This is a genomic window from Roseibium alexandrii DFL-11 (genome assembly GCF_000158095.2).
Lineage (GTDB): Bacteria > Pseudomonadota > Alphaproteobacteria > Rhizobiales > Stappiaceae > Roseibium > Roseibium alexandrii.
In genome coordinates, this window is sequence record NZ_CM011002.1 from 163,647 (window position 1) to 178,301 (window position 14,655).

General features: G+C 57.6%; 11 protein-coding genes. 6 read left to right on the forward strand and 5 right to left on the reverse strand.

Features of this window, described 5'->3' with window-relative positions; all coding sequences use genetic code 11:
* The first annotated feature begins 144 nt into the window (after nucleotides 1-144).
* On the forward strand, nucleotides 145-636 hold the full coding sequence (locus tag SADFL11_RS00730) for a MarR family winged helix-turn-helix transcriptional regulator (protein ID WP_008192694.1): 492 nt from the start codon (nucleotides 145-147) through the stop codon (nucleotides 634-636).
* Between the two features lie 91 nt (nucleotides 637-727).
* Here SADFL11_RS00730 and SADFL11_RS00735 read toward each other — a convergent pair whose 3' ends face one another.
* Nucleotides 728-6,427: an apolipoprotein A-IV repeat region-like domain-containing protein gene (locus SADFL11_RS00735; protein WP_008192877.1), complete on the reverse strand. Its 5,700-nt coding sequence runs from the start codon at nucleotides 6,425-6,427 to the stop codon at nucleotides 728-730.
* 275 nt (nucleotides 6,428-6,702) lie between these two features.
* Here SADFL11_RS00735 and SADFL11_RS00740 point away from each other — a divergent pair, with 275 nt between their 5' ends.
* From SADFL11_RS00740 to SADFL11_RS00750, 3 genes are all read left to right on the forward strand, one after another.
* Nucleotides 6,703-7,017 carry a hypothetical protein gene (locus SADFL11_RS00740; protein WP_008192916.1) on the forward strand — a complete coding sequence of 105 codons (315 nt, stop codon included), beginning with the start codon at nucleotides 6,703-6,705 and terminating at the stop codon, nucleotides 7,015-7,017.
* Nucleotides 7,018-7,267: 250 nt separating this feature from the next.
* Entirely contained in the window at nucleotides 7,268-7,630 is a 363-nt protein-coding gene (locus SADFL11_RS00745; protein ID WP_228198240.1) for an Hpt domain-containing protein, read from the forward strand.
* 112 nt (nucleotides 7,631-7,742) lie between these two features.
* Nucleotides 7,743-8,063 (forward strand): 2Fe-2S iron-sulfur cluster-binding protein, encoded by a 321-nt coding sequence (locus tag SADFL11_RS00750; RefSeq protein ID WP_040452313.1) that lies wholly within the window; start codon nucleotides 7,743-7,745, stop codon nucleotides 8,061-8,063.
* A 70-nt stretch (nucleotides 8,064-8,133) separates the two neighbouring features.
* On the opposite strand, the gene SADFL11_RS00755 is transcribed toward SADFL11_RS00750, so the two are convergent.
* Nucleotides 8,134-9,360 (reverse strand): MFS transporter, encoded by a 1,227-nt coding sequence (locus tag SADFL11_RS00755; protein WP_050775983.1) that lies wholly within the window; start codon nucleotides 9,358-9,360, stop codon nucleotides 8,134-8,136.
* 138 nt (nucleotides 9,361-9,498) lie between these two features.
* Here SADFL11_RS00755 and SADFL11_RS00760 point away from each other — a divergent pair, with 138 nt between their 5' ends.
* Both SADFL11_RS00760 and SADFL11_RS00765 read left to right on the forward strand, forming a co-directional pair.
* On the forward strand, nucleotides 9,499-10,287 hold the full coding sequence (locus SADFL11_RS00760) for an AraC family transcriptional regulator (protein ID WP_040452309.1): 789 nt from the start codon (nucleotides 9,499-9,501) through the stop codon (nucleotides 10,285-10,287).
* Between the two features lie 72 nt (nucleotides 10,288-10,359).
* On the forward strand, nucleotides 10,360-10,788 hold the full coding sequence (locus SADFL11_RS00765) for a universal stress protein (protein ID WP_008192897.1): 429 nt from the start codon (nucleotides 10,360-10,362) through the stop codon (nucleotides 10,786-10,788).
* A gap of 79 nt (nucleotides 10,789-10,867) precedes the next feature.
* On the opposite strand, the gene SADFL11_RS00770 is transcribed toward SADFL11_RS00765, so the two are convergent.
* The 3 genes from SADFL11_RS00770 to ppk2 form a co-directional block, all read right to left on the reverse strand.
* Nucleotides 10,868-11,992: a class I SAM-dependent methyltransferase gene (locus tag SADFL11_RS00770; RefSeq protein WP_008191562.1), complete on the reverse strand. Its 1,125-nt coding sequence runs from the start codon at nucleotides 11,990-11,992 to the stop codon at nucleotides 10,868-10,870.
* 22 nt (nucleotides 11,993-12,014) lie between these two features.
* Nucleotides 12,015-13,190 carry a vWA domain-containing protein gene (locus tag SADFL11_RS00775; protein ID WP_008196934.1) on the reverse strand — a complete coding sequence of 392 codons (1,176 nt, stop codon included), beginning with the start codon at nucleotides 13,188-13,190 and terminating at the stop codon, nucleotides 12,015-12,017.
* A 334-nt stretch (nucleotides 13,191-13,524) separates the two neighbouring features.
* A complete protein-coding gene (gene ppk2 / locus SADFL11_RS00780) occupies nucleotides 13,525-14,583 on the reverse strand; it encodes a polyphosphate kinase 2 (protein WP_008190817.1) in 1,059 nt (352 codons plus the stop codon).
* Nucleotides 14,584-14,655: the final 72 nt, after the last annotated feature.

A 14,655-nucleotide genomic window follows, 5' to 3' on the forward strand; every position in this document is an offset into this window, starting at 1 on the left:
CCGATCAAAATGCTTTGCCGCTGTAACAACGGTTTCATCGAAATTAGTTGCAATTGAAACTAAGTCAATCGTAAAATCTTGCTAATCGGTACGCCTCAGCAGAGCAAACTGGTTACAATCGAGCCAATTCGGGCAAGGAACAGCATGACAGAACACGGAAACGAGACGGATTTCACACCGAACGGCTTCCAGCTGGAAACATTTTTCCCGTATTTGGTCAGGGTGTTTTATTCCGATGTCACCCGGGCGCTGGCTGATGTTTACCAGCGTGATTACGGCATGGCGCCGGCCGAATGGCGGGTAATGGCCATTCTCGGCTCCAGTGTAGAGGGGCTGCAGGCGAGCGAAATCGTGCATCGGTCGAGTATGGACAAGGTCGTAGTCAGCCGAGCCGTCAAGCGCATGGAAGACCGCGGTTTCCTGACCCGTCAATCCAATGAGGCCGATGGCCGGAGTTATCTCCTGTCTCTATCGAAGAGCGGGCGATCCGCTTTCCAAGATCTGGCTCCAAAGCTGTTGGCGGTCGAGCAGAAAATGCTTGGCGGATTGGCGCCGCAAGAAATTGAGGCGATGCTGGATATCATGACCAGGATCCGGGCAAACCTTGACGCGGAAACCGGGGAGACTGGCGCATAATTTCACAAGGAACTGACGCCGAAATTTGGTCTTCGATAAATGAAAAAGGCAGCCCGAGAGCCGCCTTTTGTGTTTCAGCTAGAGCTGTCTCTTAGTCGAGCCGACCGCTGGCATGCGCGAGCATGGTGTACACCTTGCCCGTGTCTGAGGTCAGGTAGGTCTGGCCAAGCATGTTGTCGCGGTCGTTGCGGGAGACCTGAGACAGGAGCTGCTCGAAATCGGACACGTACCGTTCGACAGCGGTGCGGAACTCCGGATCACGTGCGTATTTCTGACGGATCTCATCAAAGGTCTGCTGGCCCTGCAGTGTATAGAGCCGGCGCGTGAAGACATGCCGCTCACCGCTCCGGTAGCGTTCCCAAAGGTCGATGAAGGTCTCGTGGTCGATCGCACGGGCGATATCGACAGACAGCGAGTTCAGGCTTTCCACCGTTTGCAGCGGCGAACGGCCCTGCTCGGTGTCGGACGCCGCGTCGTCATCTCGCGATGCCCGGCGCAGCAGATCCGAGACCCAGCCTTTCCCGGTCGAACCGGACGTGTCCGGTTGTGCAGGCTGTTGGCGGCGGGTGTTGACCGGACCGCGGGTTTCCGGCTGCTGCGGAGCCGCTGGGCGCGGCTGAGCGGGCTGCTGTGCAAAGACCGGAGCCTGTGGGATCTGCGGAGCAGGGGCGGGCGCTGGGGCTGGTGCAGGAGCTGCCGACGCCGTTGCTACCTGAGCCTGAGGCTTGGAGATGTCGAGCGCGTTTGATTGTTTTGCAACAATGTCCGACAGCTCGGTCAGGGCGCGGATCTGCTCGTTGACCACTTTGCGGAGCGCTGCAGAAGATTCCTCCGCCTCGTCCGGCAAGTTGAGAACGCCTTGCTTCAGCTCGTTGCGGGTTGCTTCCAGCTCGCGGTGAACATCGCGAGCAACATCACGCATCCGGGTTGCCGCATCGTTGAAGCGGTCGGAGGCATCGCTAACCGTTCTGCTCATTTCCGAAATGATGTCGTCCTGCGCGGCGCGGATCGCATCGCGTGCTTTCTGACCTTCCATTCCGGCTGTCAGGCGCATGGATTCAAACTGTTCGGACACCTTCTTGGACGCTGCCTCGGCAGCCGCTGAGAGCATGCCGGCCGCATCGCGGGCCTTGTCGTCGGCGGTTTCCAGCGTTTCCGACAGGGTCTGGGTGAACGAACGCATGAGCGTGTCGACAGCTTCTGTCTTTGCCAGAAGGGTGTCGGCGACCTCTTCGATCGCACTCTTGCGGTCTGTGACACGGGATTCCACGGAGCGGTTGGTGTCTTCCAGATAGCGAGCCGCTTTTGTGAGCTCTTCCGACTGGTCGCCAAACCGGTTTGTCAGGTTCTGGATGTCGGCCAACGTGGTTGCCGTGACATCGCGCAGGTTGCCAACCTGTTCGTCGATCAAGCTCGTTGTCGAGTTGGTCTCCGTGACCGCCCGGTCGACAGCAGAGCGGAATTCGCCTGCACGGCGTGCCAGGTTGCCTTCCACTTCGGAGAGGTTCTCCCCTGCCGTGGACACAATGGCCTGAAGGTTCGCGTTCGACGTCTCGATCTTGTTGAGGATGTCGGTAACGTCGTTTTCGAGCCGATGTTTGGTATCGGTGAGGAGGCGGGTTGCCTGATCACTGCGCTCGTTGATGGAAGCAACAATCCGGTCGCCAGCCTCAACCAGCGAGCGGGTAGCGTCCAGCCCGGTATGCGCAAAGGTGTCGGTGACATCCTTGCCCTTGACCGTGATGGCTTCAAGGATGGCTCCGTGAACTTCCGACAGGCGGCCGGTGAGGTCGTTGGCACGCATTTCAATCGCGGAAATGAGTTCGTTGCCGTCCGTGCCGACGATTTTCGCCAGTTCGCCAGAGCGCGCACCGAAGGCTTCGTTGAGCGCCGAGGCCTTGTCGAGCATTTCGGTCGCGACTTCGTTGCCGCGATTGACCAAGAGGTCGGCGGCTTCGGAAACCGCGCTGTTGACCCTGGTGCGGATCATGTTGGCTTCGCCAGACATTTGACCGCGGATTTCCTCAAGCGTACGCGCAAGGGTCATCCGTGCCTGTTCGCTTTCGGCGGACAGGTTGCCTGAGATTTCTGCGATCAGGCCAGACAGTTCGCTACGGACCTTATCGCTTTCACCGGTGAGGGAGCCGGTGAATTCGGCCAGTGTACCAGCGTAAAGCGTGCGGGCTTTTTCGCTCTCTGCAGCCATGGCCCGGGCAGCGTCGCCGACCGCTACAAGAACCAGTTCGCGGATCTTGGCGCTTTCGCCGGACATGGCCCCAGTTGCCTGTTCCATTGTCTGGCTGATCTGGACGGCAGCACGCTGGCTTTCGCTGGTCAACGAACCGCTCGCCTGTGCAACGGTCTGGGTGATCTGCTCGGCAGCTTTCTGGCTCTCGCCAACCAGGATGCCGCGGGCTTCGCCAACGGATCCAAGAACGATCTGGCGCATCCGGTCGCCCTCACCGGAGAGTTTCGCGGTCGCATCGTTCAGAGCAACGTCCACGATCTCAACCGTGCGGGTGCGCTCATCGGCAAGCGACTGAACCGCGCTGGCGACAGCTTCCTGAACCATGTCGCGGAGGCGGGTGCTTTCGGTCGACAGGGTCGCGCCGGCCTCGGAGATGACAGCTGTCAGGATATCGCGAGCGCGCTCGCTTTCTCCCGTCAGTGTGCCGGAAATGCTTTCCAGGCGCTCATTGAGGACGGTTTCCAGCTGGCTGGCGCGCGTGTCGAGCGTTTCCGCGACTTCGAACACCTTGGCACCGAGGGAAACATTGATTTCGGCAATGCGCTCTGACAGGGATTCCGTCAGTTGCTCGCTCTGCTTGCCAAGGACCGAACCGGCCTCTGTCAGGCGGTTGTCGAGGGCAGAAGTCATCTCGTCCTGACCTTCAACGAAGGCCTGAGCGATTTCCTTGGTGCGCGAAATCAGTGTATCGGAAATCTGACGTGCACGGGCATCGAGGGTCTCGTCGATCCTGTCGGTGCCGCTGGTCATGGTTGCAGTCAGGAGCTCTGCCTTCTCGGCCATGGCGCCTGCTGCTGTATCGACATGTGACGTCAGCTTGGTGCCGATCTCATCGACACGGTTTGCAAGTGTGTTGCCCGCAGCTTCAACGCGCTGGCCAAGTTGCAACGTGATTGCGTCGGAGCGGTCTGCGAGGACATCCGTGATGTTGCGGGTCTTGTCCTCCAGCGTGTCGCTGATGACTGTGGTACGTTGTTCGATGGCATCGCCGAGGATCTGGGTCCGGGACTCCAGCGCAGCTTCAAACGCAGCCGTGCGTTGGTCTAGGGTCAGATCCAGCGTGTTTATGTGGCTGCCAAGCGAGGAGTCCATCGTGGAGATCCGTTCGCCGAGCGTGGTGTCCATCGTGGTTACACGCTGCTCGAGAGACGCATCCATGGTCGAAATGCGATCGCCGAGCGTTGCATCCATGGTTGTGAAGCGATGCTCAAGGGACGTGTCCATGGCCGCTATGCGATCCCCAAGGGACGCGTCCATCGTGCTGATGCGGTCGGTGAGCGTGGTGTCGATGGCCGAGAACCGCTGATCCAGGGACGTATCCATGGTTTCGATCCGCTCGCCCAGCTTGCTGTCCATCGTCTCGATGCGATTGCCGAACGTAACGTCCAGGGTCGACAGACGGCTGTCCAGAGCTTCGGAAAGCAGCAAGGTTTTCGTATCAAACGCGTCAATCAGCTGTCCGCCGCGATCCGAAACGATGGTTTCCAGTTCACCCAAGCGGTTGGCAAGGCCATCGTTGAGCGCCTGGCCGCGAACCTCGATGGTCTCCGCGATCTTGCCGCTGATCTCGTTGATGTCACCGGCAACACGGTCACCGCGGCTGCCGATGAGCTCGGCGAGCTGAGTGCCGGTTTCGGCGAGTTTCTGGGTGAGTGAGCCGGTTTGTTCGCCAAGACCTGCAGCGAACTGGCCGGAGACGCTTTCCAGTGTCTCGCGGAAGCCGATGGTCTGCTGTTCAAGGATGCTAGCCATCTCGTTGCTACGGGCAGCAAGACGCTCGTCCAGCTCGGTGCCGTTGATCGAAATGGCCGTGTAGATCCGCTCGGAGATATTGTCGAGCTTGTCGGCCAGTTCGCCGCCACGGACCGAAATGGTCTGTGTGAGGGAGCCAGCTGTTTCGTCCAGTTTGGCCGCGATTTCGCCGCCGCGCAGGGACAGATCGACAACGATGCTTTCGCCGGTGCCGCGCAGAATTTCTGCAACCTCGGTAGACCGGCTGGACAGTGTTTCGACGATCTCCGCACCCCGGATGGAAATGGTGTCGGTGACGGTCTGGCCTTTTTCGGAAATGCTCTCGACAACCCTGTTGCCGGTTTCTGCAAGCGCCTCGTCCAGGTGGGTGACGCGGGTGTCGACCGTTGTCACCAGCTCTTCGGTGCGTGCCGTGATGGTGTCGATCAGGCGGCCCGATGTCAGAGACAGGTTCGCGTTGATCTCTTCGCCACGCGCCGTGATGGTATCGCCGACCTGAGTTCCTGTGGTTTCAAGCGCTGTGCGGAATTCATCCGCCTTGCTGCTGAGCGTGTCGACTACAGTGGTGCTGGATGTCGTCAGCGCTTCGTTGATTTCCAGGCCACGCTTTGAAAGGGTTTCGACGAAGGTGTTGGCGGTCTCGGCGAAGCGTTCGTTCACCTCATTGCCACGGTAGGAGAGGGTCTCATACATCGTGGTGCCTGTTTGCGAGAGGTTATCGACCAGCTCATTGCCGGTGTTGGACAGGCGTGCCACATAATCTTCCGCGCGAACGGTGAGGGACTCTACCATCTCGTTACCGGAGGCATTGAGCGTCGCACCAAGGGACTCGATCCGCGAATCCACGGTGCTGGTGAGTTCCTCAACCCGTGCATTCACCGCGTCGATCATACGCTGGGTCGCTTGGTCGACATTCGACCCAAGTTCACCAGACGTGTCAGAGAGCTGAGAGGCAAAATTCTCATGCGCGCCGGCGATCGTCTCTCGTACCCGCTCGGCGTTCATGACAATCGCTTCGCGCTGGGTGACCAGCTCTTCGATCAGGGACCGGATTTTCAGCTCATTGTCATTGTAGGAGCGTTCCAGCGACGACACTTCGTTGTGAACGAGAACTTCCAGTTCGCTCGCCCTGGCAATCGCGCGTTCAATGCCGTCGCCCATAGCCGCTACTTCGCGGCGGATGGCTTGGCCAACGCTCAAAATTGATTCCTTGGCCATGTCTTCCGGTTCGGCGAGGCGAAGGGCGACTTCGGTCATCCCGCGGGCAACGATGCGCAGTTCCTGCGCGCGCCAGATCATCATGGCCATGACAAAGAAGAAGATGATCGGAACCACAATCCCGATGGCAGCCAGGATCATGTCCGGAGACTGCATCAGCGTTTCTGCATCCGTAACGCCGGCAACCCGGTCAGCGAACGACGACATGAAGAGGCTGGTGCCGAGCGCGGCCCAAACGGCGCTCAAGGCAAATGCGCCCCAGAAAGGCGCTGTCGATGGCCGGCGTTGCAGGGCGTAAATCAGATTGCCGATGTTCCGGCGGTCGTCATTGGCAGCCGGCGGGCGTCCGCCGCGTCCACGGCGGCGGGCCGGGCGCTGGTTGTCTTTGTCTGCTTCGCTGTTATCCGCAGTCTTGGCCGCGCGCCGTGACGGGCGCTCATCGCTCGGCGTTTCCTGTTCCGCCGGTTGATCTGCCGCTGAAGCTTCAGGGCCGCCGAAATCAAGCTTAAGCGCTTCTTCAACTGCAGACAGAGCTGCTTCCGCCGGGTCTTTCGCCTTCGTCGGATTTGCCATTTTTGGGTCGCCTCACATCCGTACTCTTTACACACCGGTGATCTCAGGCAGCTTTTCGCTGTCATGAGGGTCAACCGGATGCGCCGATCTTGAACCGAGACTAACACTGTTTCCGGTTCGGATCATAAACTCTGGGAAGGGCCGCCGCTGACCCGCTGCAACCATGAAGGTTGACAGCATTCTCCCCATCTTGCCGCATCAGTTACTGTAATGGCACAATCTCTCCTAACGAACAAGAAACAGTAGTCGCCTGAATCACTTAGGAGGGGGATCTCATGCCTCAAACGAAGCAAAAGCACGTAACGGAAAGCGAAGCGGGGCCGGCAAAAAAATCCGCACTTAATGCGGGCAGTCTGTCGCCCGCACAAAAGCGTTGGTTGAAATCAGGGCTCGGCCAGCCGGGAGGAAAGTTGCCTCTCTTTGATGATCAAGGCCGCCAGGTTCCCGCCCGAACGATCCGCTCCTGCATTGATGCAGGTTGGGCAGAGCCTTGGTTTTCCAACCCAATCAAGCCTGACTGGTTGGTTTGTAAGCTCACCGCAGACGCCTTCGAATTATTGACCGCAAGTCAAAAAAACGAAAAACGTTAATGCGAATCATTTTATTAAAATTTTATCGATCCAGGAAACCTGCGAAAAAGCAATACTTTTCTCGGCCGCGAGCGGGTCGGCCCTTAATGTCCGTTAACCAAGAAATCAGTTTTTTGGGGACATGCCTGAATTTGCGACCCAGCAACGCCCGATTTAACCGGGCGTTTGGGTCTTCGCTGCAAACTCAGTCGCCTGTAGAGCTTGCGGCAGCGTGCCGCCAGGCATGTGTTGAGTATTTCGGAGCACCCTTATGGCCCCTTCATCGATGGCACGCGTGTCAGGACGCGCCAGTCCCGAGGCACCAATCGATCTGGTGCAGCTGGCCACAAACACACTGGGCAACCGTGATCTGGAGGTTCAGGTACTCCACTTGTTCAAATCCCAATCCCGGATGACCCTAGAGCGTTTGGAAAACGAGACGGACCCGTCTGTCCGCGCCGATCTCGTTCACACGCTCAAAGGTTCAGCGCGGGCGATTGGTGCTGCGCGGGTCGCTACGGCATGCGAGTGTCTGGAAGGCGACTTGAAAGCTGCTCACAATGCGCCGACGACAGGTCTTGTCGCGGCGGTCACAGAAGCCAACGGGTATATCTGCGATCTGCTGGAAGGCTGATTTCTCTCACGCCGGACTTTGTATTCCATCCATAAATGGCATGGTCCTTGACCTTTTGTCCGGAACCTTTATGTCGGGTCATCGAGAGACACTTTTATCCTTGGACGCGAATATGCCAAAAATCACCTTTGTAACTGCCGATGGAGCCCGGACGGAAGTTGATGCCGCCGAAGGGTCCACGGTTATGGAAAACGCCATCAAGAACATGGTTCAGGGCATTGAAGCCGAGTGCGGCGGCGCCTGCGCGTGTGCGACCTGCCATGTTTATGTCGATGATGCATGGTCGGGCAAAACCGGTTCGCCGGAACCGATGGAAGAGGACATGCTTGATTTTGCCTACGACGTGAAACCAACGTCACGCTTGTCCTGCCAGATCAAGGTGACGGGTGACATGGACGGACTGGTCGTCCACGTCCCGGAACGTCAGGCTTAAGACGCTACGTAGTTCATATTGAAAACCCCGCTGGAATGATCCGGCGGGGTTTTTTGTTTGTGTCCAGTTATTATTCTGCCGGTTGAGCAGCTGGTTTCCGGAACCACCAATCAACCTCGTTCCCGTCATCCGGGTTGGATGGGATCATGGTTGAGAGGAACAGGCTGACAGCAGCCATTCCGGCTCCCGCGAGGAAGACGGCTGCTGGCGAGACCAGCCAGACCAGGCCGAATAGAACCGGGATGAAGACTGCAGCGATGTGATTGATGGTGAAGGCAACTCCCGCCGTCGGTGCGATATCAGCCGGATCGGCAATCTTCTGAAAGTAGGTCTTGATAGCAATAGCGATTGCAAAGAAGGCGTGGTCGATCACGTATAGCGCCGCGGCAACAGTCGCATTGGTGACGAAAGCATAGGTCACAAAGACCCCGATCAAACCGACATACTCCAGGATCAAGGCTTTGCGTTCACCGAAGCGGACGATCAACTTGCCTATCTTCGGCGCCAGCAGCATGTTGAAGACGCCGTTGATCAGGAACAGTCCGGCAACCTCATGAACGTCGTAGCCAAAGCGTTCGACCATCAGGAAGCCGGCAAAGACCGTGAAGATCTGGCGGCGGGCACCGGCCATGAAGGTCAGCGCGTAATACAGCCAGTAGCGCTTTTTCAGGATCAGTTTCTTGTGCTGTGGAACGCCTTCCTTGAAGTGCGGGTAGGCCATGATGAGGAAGGCCAGCACAACAATGGTCAGACCACCAGCGATCGCGAAGACCACCGTGAAAGACAGGTTGAACGTCTTCCAGGCAATGAAAATCAGACCGTAGGCAATCAGCTGGGCGAACGAGCCCACGGCCAGGATCTTGCCCATACTCGCAGCCGCGGTTGCCTTGGGCAGCCATTGCAAGGACAGCGATTGCGCCATGGTCTCGTAATAATGGAACCCGATCGACATGATCAGGGTTGTTATGTAGAAGCCAAGCGCGGTGGGGAAGTAACCAGTAATGGCAACACCGACGCCGAGCAGCAACAGCGAGAGATAAGCCAGTGTTTGCTCGCGCATCACAAGCAGAAGGTACACGGCGAGGAAGCTCAGGAAGCCGGGAATCTCGCGGATGGACTGCTGGATGCCTATTTCCCGGCCTGTGAAGTCAAGCTCCTGAACCGCGAAATTGTTCATCAGGTTCCACCAGGCAGCAAAGGACAGCTGCATGGCTCCTGCCATGATCATCAAGAGGACGACAGGCGAACGCCACCCAGTCAATTCATTTGGATTTGTGCTTTGTGTGAAGTACGTCATTCTTTTCTTGCCAAAAAAGTGGGTGCTGGCAGCGCTGCGTTTCGCTTGTACTTCGATTGCATGCTTGCGTGTTAGCGCTCTTTTGTCATGATATGTTTCCGTTTCGCCAAATCCGGCGCAGCACTCGAGGAGGGCTACATGTCGATCCATCCGGAGCTTTCCGAGTTTCCCGATCATGAGGTGAGGGCGAAGATTATCGGATATGCCAACAGCCAGAGTGCAGGGCGTGGGCACAATGGCTGGCATTCTCACGATTCAGCACAGCTCTTTCACGTTGTAAAAGGTTCGATCGCGATCGATACCGAAGTCGGAACCTTTTTCGCTCCGCCGGAGCGGGCGGTCTGGTTGCCGCCCCGGATCGCCCATGAGACCCGGTATCTGACCGATACGGAGATCCGATTTGTTTATGTGAATTACGACCATGCCCAGGATTTGCCGAAGACCGCGCAGGTGATTCAGGTGACGACTTTGTTGCGGGCCTTGATTCTGGAGTTCATGTCCTACCCGCGTGCCGAAACGATCGACGGACCGGCAGGGCGGATCGCAGACGTCATTCTTGATCAGCTGAAAATGCTGCCGGCAGCCCCACTTCAGTTGCCTATGCCTCAAGACCCAAAACTGAGAGACTTGTGCGATGGTTTGGTGCGCTGCCCCGCGCATGTCCCGGCACTTGCCGATGCTGCAGCACGGAGCGCCATGTCCGTACGGTCCTTTGAGCGCCGCATCAAGGCCGAGACCGGCATGAACTACCGGACCTGGTGCCGGCAGGTGAAGCTGTTTCGCGCGCTTGAACTTTTGGCCGCAGGGCGCAGCGTGTCCGACGTCTCGCATAAACTCGGGTACGAAGGGCCGAGCGCATTTGTTGCCACCTTCCGCAAAGCCTTCGGTGTTACGCCTGGGCGGTATTTCGGTAGTCCCGAGGACTGATTGATCTGCCTCATGGCACCGGCCCTCGGCCACGGACTAGATTCCTTCCAAGAATATTGAGGGAGTAACGCCATGTTCAAGAAAATCCTTGTACCCATCGATCCGGCCGAGCCGCAGTTTGCCGATGATGCTCTGGCGAAGGCAGCACAAATGGCCCGTGATTACGGTGCCAAGATCCATCTCCTTGGGGTTTGCCCGGAAGTTCAAAGCTTTGTGGCGAGCCAGTTGCCGGAGGGCTTTCAGGAAAACGAAATGAGGGAGACTGCCGGCATCTTGCAAAAGACCGGCGATGCGCTGGATGTGCCCGAAGGTGCAGTCGACGTCATGGTTCGGGTCGGGTCCGTTTATCATGAGGTGATCGAGGAAGCTGAAAAAGCCGAATGCGATCTTGTTTTGATGACATCGCACAAGCCTGGCTTGTCGACTTATTTCATTGGCTCCAATGCGGCTCACATCGTCCGGCATGCTCCGTGTTCTGTATTGGTGCTGCGCGGCAGCTGATCGTGTTTCTCGGTTTCTTCTGGAGGAGGAAGATGGTGGCGGGCGAGAGCCTGCCGCCGTTTTTTAGTTTTGAGGGCGTTTAGTTTCTGGTCCGCGTCATCAGCGCTGCGACTGCAATATAGCGGAACGGATACAGGTCTGGTGACGCCTTGAGCAACTGAATGGCTTTTTCGTAGATCTGCTCAACAAGAGTGTCCCGCTGATCGTTTGCCGGGAGTGCATTTCTGAGAACCGCTTCTGTAAAGGCGCGGAAGAAATTGACGTAATCCCGCGCGTAAGCGTCCAAATCGCCGACCGCGGAAAAGCGCTGATTGAAGGAGACCGGGATCTCGTAGGATATCGCGTAGTCAATCTGGAAAAGCCCGGCGGCGCCTAGAGCGGGATCGTTCACAGGACCCGTTAACTCCTCCAGCGTCCGCATATAGACCGGTTGAAAGTAAGCCTCGTAAACATCCTGGGATATCGAGCCGTCTTCGACGAAACACAGGACAGCATCGTTTAGAAGATCATAAATCCCGTCGCAGGTACTCGCTGTCTCGTTCGCGCCGAACACCTGCAGCAGCAGTTTGCCGCCTGGCACCAGTTCCCTCGCTCGGGCTTTCAGGAAGGTCGCGATGTCTTGCCGTGCGAGCTTTGAAAAAGCCGCCTGATCTTGTTCGGAGACAAAGCCATTGTTGCGCACAGCGCTTGGGCCATTTGGAAAAATGTAGCCGGGCAGTGTTGCGATAGGTTTTCTGGACAGGAAGCCGATCGCGTTGAACGTCGTCGCTATATGAAGGCTTCTATCGGGCAGCAGTTGGTCATACATGGAGCCGCCAACAACGGACGAATAGACATTCGGATGTCCAAAAACGGAGTGTCCTTCCGGCCGCAGAGAGCGCAAAAGGCTTGAGAAGTCATTGGTCGGGAGGTCGGAATGGATCGTCTGGATCGGCCGGTCCGTCCGCCGCACCAGGCGGGTGACGGGCTTACTCAACGCCGCGATGGAGTTCCGGCCTTCCGAGCAGCCGAAATCGGCCAGACAGACCGGCCCGTTCCCGTCGATCGGCAGTGCATCTGCAGCGGCTTCAAGATGTTCAAGGACAGCAGCTGTTGCGTCCCACTGCGGCGTCGAGTTCTGATTGTAAAACCCGCCACCGGTCATGCCTGTCGTGGTCGCATGGGTGACCGGCGAGGCAGGGGCGGGCGTTTTCTGTGCAGACATATTTTGCGCCCCTGTTGGCTGGTTAGCGGGCCAGTTCCTTCATGGCGTCCGTCAGTCCCTCCACGGTCAAGGGGAACATGCGGTTTTCCATCAATTCCTGCATCATCTGGATCGAGGGTGTGTAACGCCAATGTTCCTGGCGGACAGGATTGAGCCACACCGCGCTGTTGTAGAGCCCGGTGACGCGTTGCATCCAGGCGGAACCTGCTTCCTCGTTCCAGTGCTCCACCGATCCGCCCGGATAGGCGATTTCATAGGGGCTCATGGAAGCATCGCCGACAAAGATGATCTTGTAGTCGGACGGGTACTTGTGCAGTACATCGATCGTCGGCAGCCGCTCAGTGTGGCGCCGCCTGTTTTCCTTCCAGACCGTCTCATAGAGGCAGTTATGGAAGTAAAAATGCTCCATCACCTTGAATTCGGACCGGGCGGCCGAAAAGAGCTCTTCGCAGACCCGGATATGATCGTCCATCGATCCGCCAATGTCGAAGAACAGAAGCACCTTGACGGCGTTATGCCGCTCCGGCCGCATCTTGATGTCGAGAAGGCCCTTGTGGGCAGTCGCCTTGATCGTGTGATCGAGATCCAGTTCCTCTGCCGCCCCGGTGCGGGCGAAATTGCGGAGCCGTTTCAAGGCAACCTGAATGTTGCGGGAGCCAAGAAGCTGGGTGTCATCGAGATCCTTGAACTCCCGCTTGTCCCAAACCTTCACCGCTCGCCGATGGCGGCTTTCCTTTTGGCCGATCCGGATGCCTTCCGGATTGTAGCCGTAGGCGCCAAATGGCGAAGTGCCGGCCGTGCCGATCCACTTGTTGCCGCCCTGGTGGCGTTTTTCCTGTTCCTTGAGGCGTTCGGCCAAGGTTTCCATCAGCTTCTCAAAGCCGCCCATGGCCTCGATCTGTGCTTTTTCTTCTTCGCTCAAGTGCTTTTCGGCGAGCTTGCGAAGCCAGTCTTCCGGAATCTCGGTGACGGGCACGTCACTCATCAGCTCAAGGCCCTTGAAGACGGTCCCGAACACCCGGTCGAACTTGTCGAGATTGCTCTCGTCCTTCACCAGCGACAGCCGCGCCAGATAATAAAAATCCTCGACGCTGCGCTCGGCCAGATCCTTATCCAGCGCCTCCATCAGCGTCAGATACTCACGCAAGGAGACCGGGATTCCAGCGGATTTCAGTTCGGTGAAAAAGGTAATGAACATGCGGCGAGATTAACGGCGGCGGCGGCGAGTGTCGAGCCGTTCTTCAGGTAATAGGGTCGGTAACTGGAGGCGGGTGGACGGATAATGCGATCATTTTCGTTGCTGATCTTCGGCAACTCTCGCGATCAAGCTTTCCCGGACGCAGCGAAGCGGCGGTCCGGGACCTGACGGGCACTCAGCTTTTAAAAATGAGTTTGGTTTTAATGCGAGGCACCGGCTCAAGGCCGGTGCGGCATGTCGGCGATACTAAGATCAAAGGTGTGTTTTCGAACGCAAGCCGGCCGGAAGGTCCGGCCAGTCCGTTTGTTCTTGTTATCACGCCTCAAATCGTTCGTTAGCTGCCGTTTGTGGACCGGCCGCCTTTGATGTCTGGGTGGAGCGTCTTGCCAAGGATGTGGTGATCCCGGCCGATGACGTGATGGCCGGTGCCGACAATCAGCGGATCGGGTTGGCCGACCACGCGGGTGTTTTTGCCCGGATAGGGCAGGGATGACAGGAAATGCTCCATGCAATTGAGGCGGGCACGTTTCTTGTCGTCCGACTTGACGATGGTCCAGGGCGCATCGGCCGTGTCGGTATAGAAGAACATTGCCTCTTTGGCCTCGGTGTAATCGTCCCATTTGTCGAGAGACGCCTTGTCGATCGGCGAGAGTTTCCATTGTTTCAGCGGATCGACTTCACGCTGCTTGAAGCGGCGGCGTTGTTCGTCGGATGTAACTGAAAACCAGTATTTAAACATCAGAACCCCATCGCGGACCAGCATCCGTTCCATTTCAGGGCACTGACGCATGAATTCGAGGTACTGGTTCGGCGAGCAGAAGCCCATGACCCGTTCGACACCGGCGCGGTTGTACCAGGATCGGTCGAAGAACACCATTTCACCGCCTGAGGGCAGGTTCTCAATATAGCGCTGGAAGTACCACTGTTTGCTTTCGCGTTCCGTTGGCTTCTGTAATGCGACGACCCGTGCCGCCCTTGGGTTCAGATGCTCGTTAAACCGCTTGATCGTGCCGCCTTTGCCAGCCGCGTCCCGGCCTTCGAAAATGAGAACAATGCGCTGATCGGTATCCTGGACCCATTGCTGTGCTTTCAACAGCTCTGCCTGAAGGGCCGCCTTCCGTTTTTCATAGGGCGCCCGCTTCATCTTGTTGGCGTAAGGGTATTCGCCGGTTTCGAAGACATGATTGATCGCTGCGGGATCGTGACGCATTTGAGCGAGCTGATGCAGGCGGTCGTTGGCCTCTTTTTGTTCAGCTGTTTCCGGAGCCAGGGTCGCTTGCGCCGGAGCTTTCCGGGCGCGTTTTGGCGCTGGTTTCTTGGCCGGTTCGGTTAGGGTCCCATTCTTGGCGGTTGCCGGTGTCTTGTTTGTTGTGGGAAGTGTCTCTGTGGCCATTCTGTGTCCTCTCTTCGGGTCGCAAAATGGCTACGCCAGCAAAGTAATTTTTGCATTGATAAGGGTCAATTC

What these genes read in the sequence shown, in the direction of transcription:
- SADFL11_RS00730 (WP_008192694.1), top strand. Translation starts at nt 145, where the DNA reads ATGACAGAACACGGAAACGAGACGGATTTCACACCGAACGGCTTCCAG.
- SADFL11_RS00735 (WP_008192877.1), bottom strand. Translation starts at nt 6,427, where the DNA reads ATGGCAAATCCGACGAAGGCGAAAGACCCGGCGGAAGCAGCTCTGTCT.
- SADFL11_RS00740 (WP_008192916.1), top strand. Translation starts at nt 6,703, where the DNA reads ATGCCTCAAACGAAGCAAAAGCACGTAACGGAAAGCGAAGCGGGGCCG.
- SADFL11_RS00745 (WP_228198240.1), top strand. Translation starts at nt 7,268, where the DNA reads ATGGCCCCTTCATCGATGGCACGCGTGTCAGGACGCGCCAGTCCCGAG.
- SADFL11_RS00750 (WP_040452313.1), top strand. Translation starts at nt 7,743, where the DNA reads ATGCCAAAAATCACCTTTGTAACTGCCGATGGAGCCCGGACGGAAGTT.
- SADFL11_RS00755 (WP_050775983.1), bottom strand. Translation starts at nt 9,360, where the DNA reads ATGACGTACTTCACACAAAGCACAAATCCAAATGAATTGACTGGGTGG.
- SADFL11_RS00760 (WP_040452309.1), top strand. Translation starts at nt 9,499, where the DNA reads ATGTCGATCCATCCGGAGCTTTCCGAGTTTCCCGATCATGAGGTGAGG.
- SADFL11_RS00765 (WP_008192897.1), top strand. Translation starts at nt 10,360, where the DNA reads ATGTTCAAGAAAATCCTTGTACCCATCGATCCGGCCGAGCCGCAGTTT.
- SADFL11_RS00770 (WP_008191562.1), bottom strand. Translation starts at nt 11,992, where the DNA reads ATGTCTGCACAGAAAACGCCCGCCCCTGCCTCGCCGGTCACCCATGCG.
- SADFL11_RS00775 (WP_008196934.1), bottom strand. Translation starts at nt 13,190, where the DNA reads ATGTTCATTACCTTTTTCACCGAACTGAAATCCGCTGGAATCCCGGTC.
- ppk2 (WP_008190817.1), bottom strand. Translation starts at nt 14,583, where the DNA reads ATGGCCACAGAGACACTTCCCACAACAAACAAGACACCGGCAACCGCC.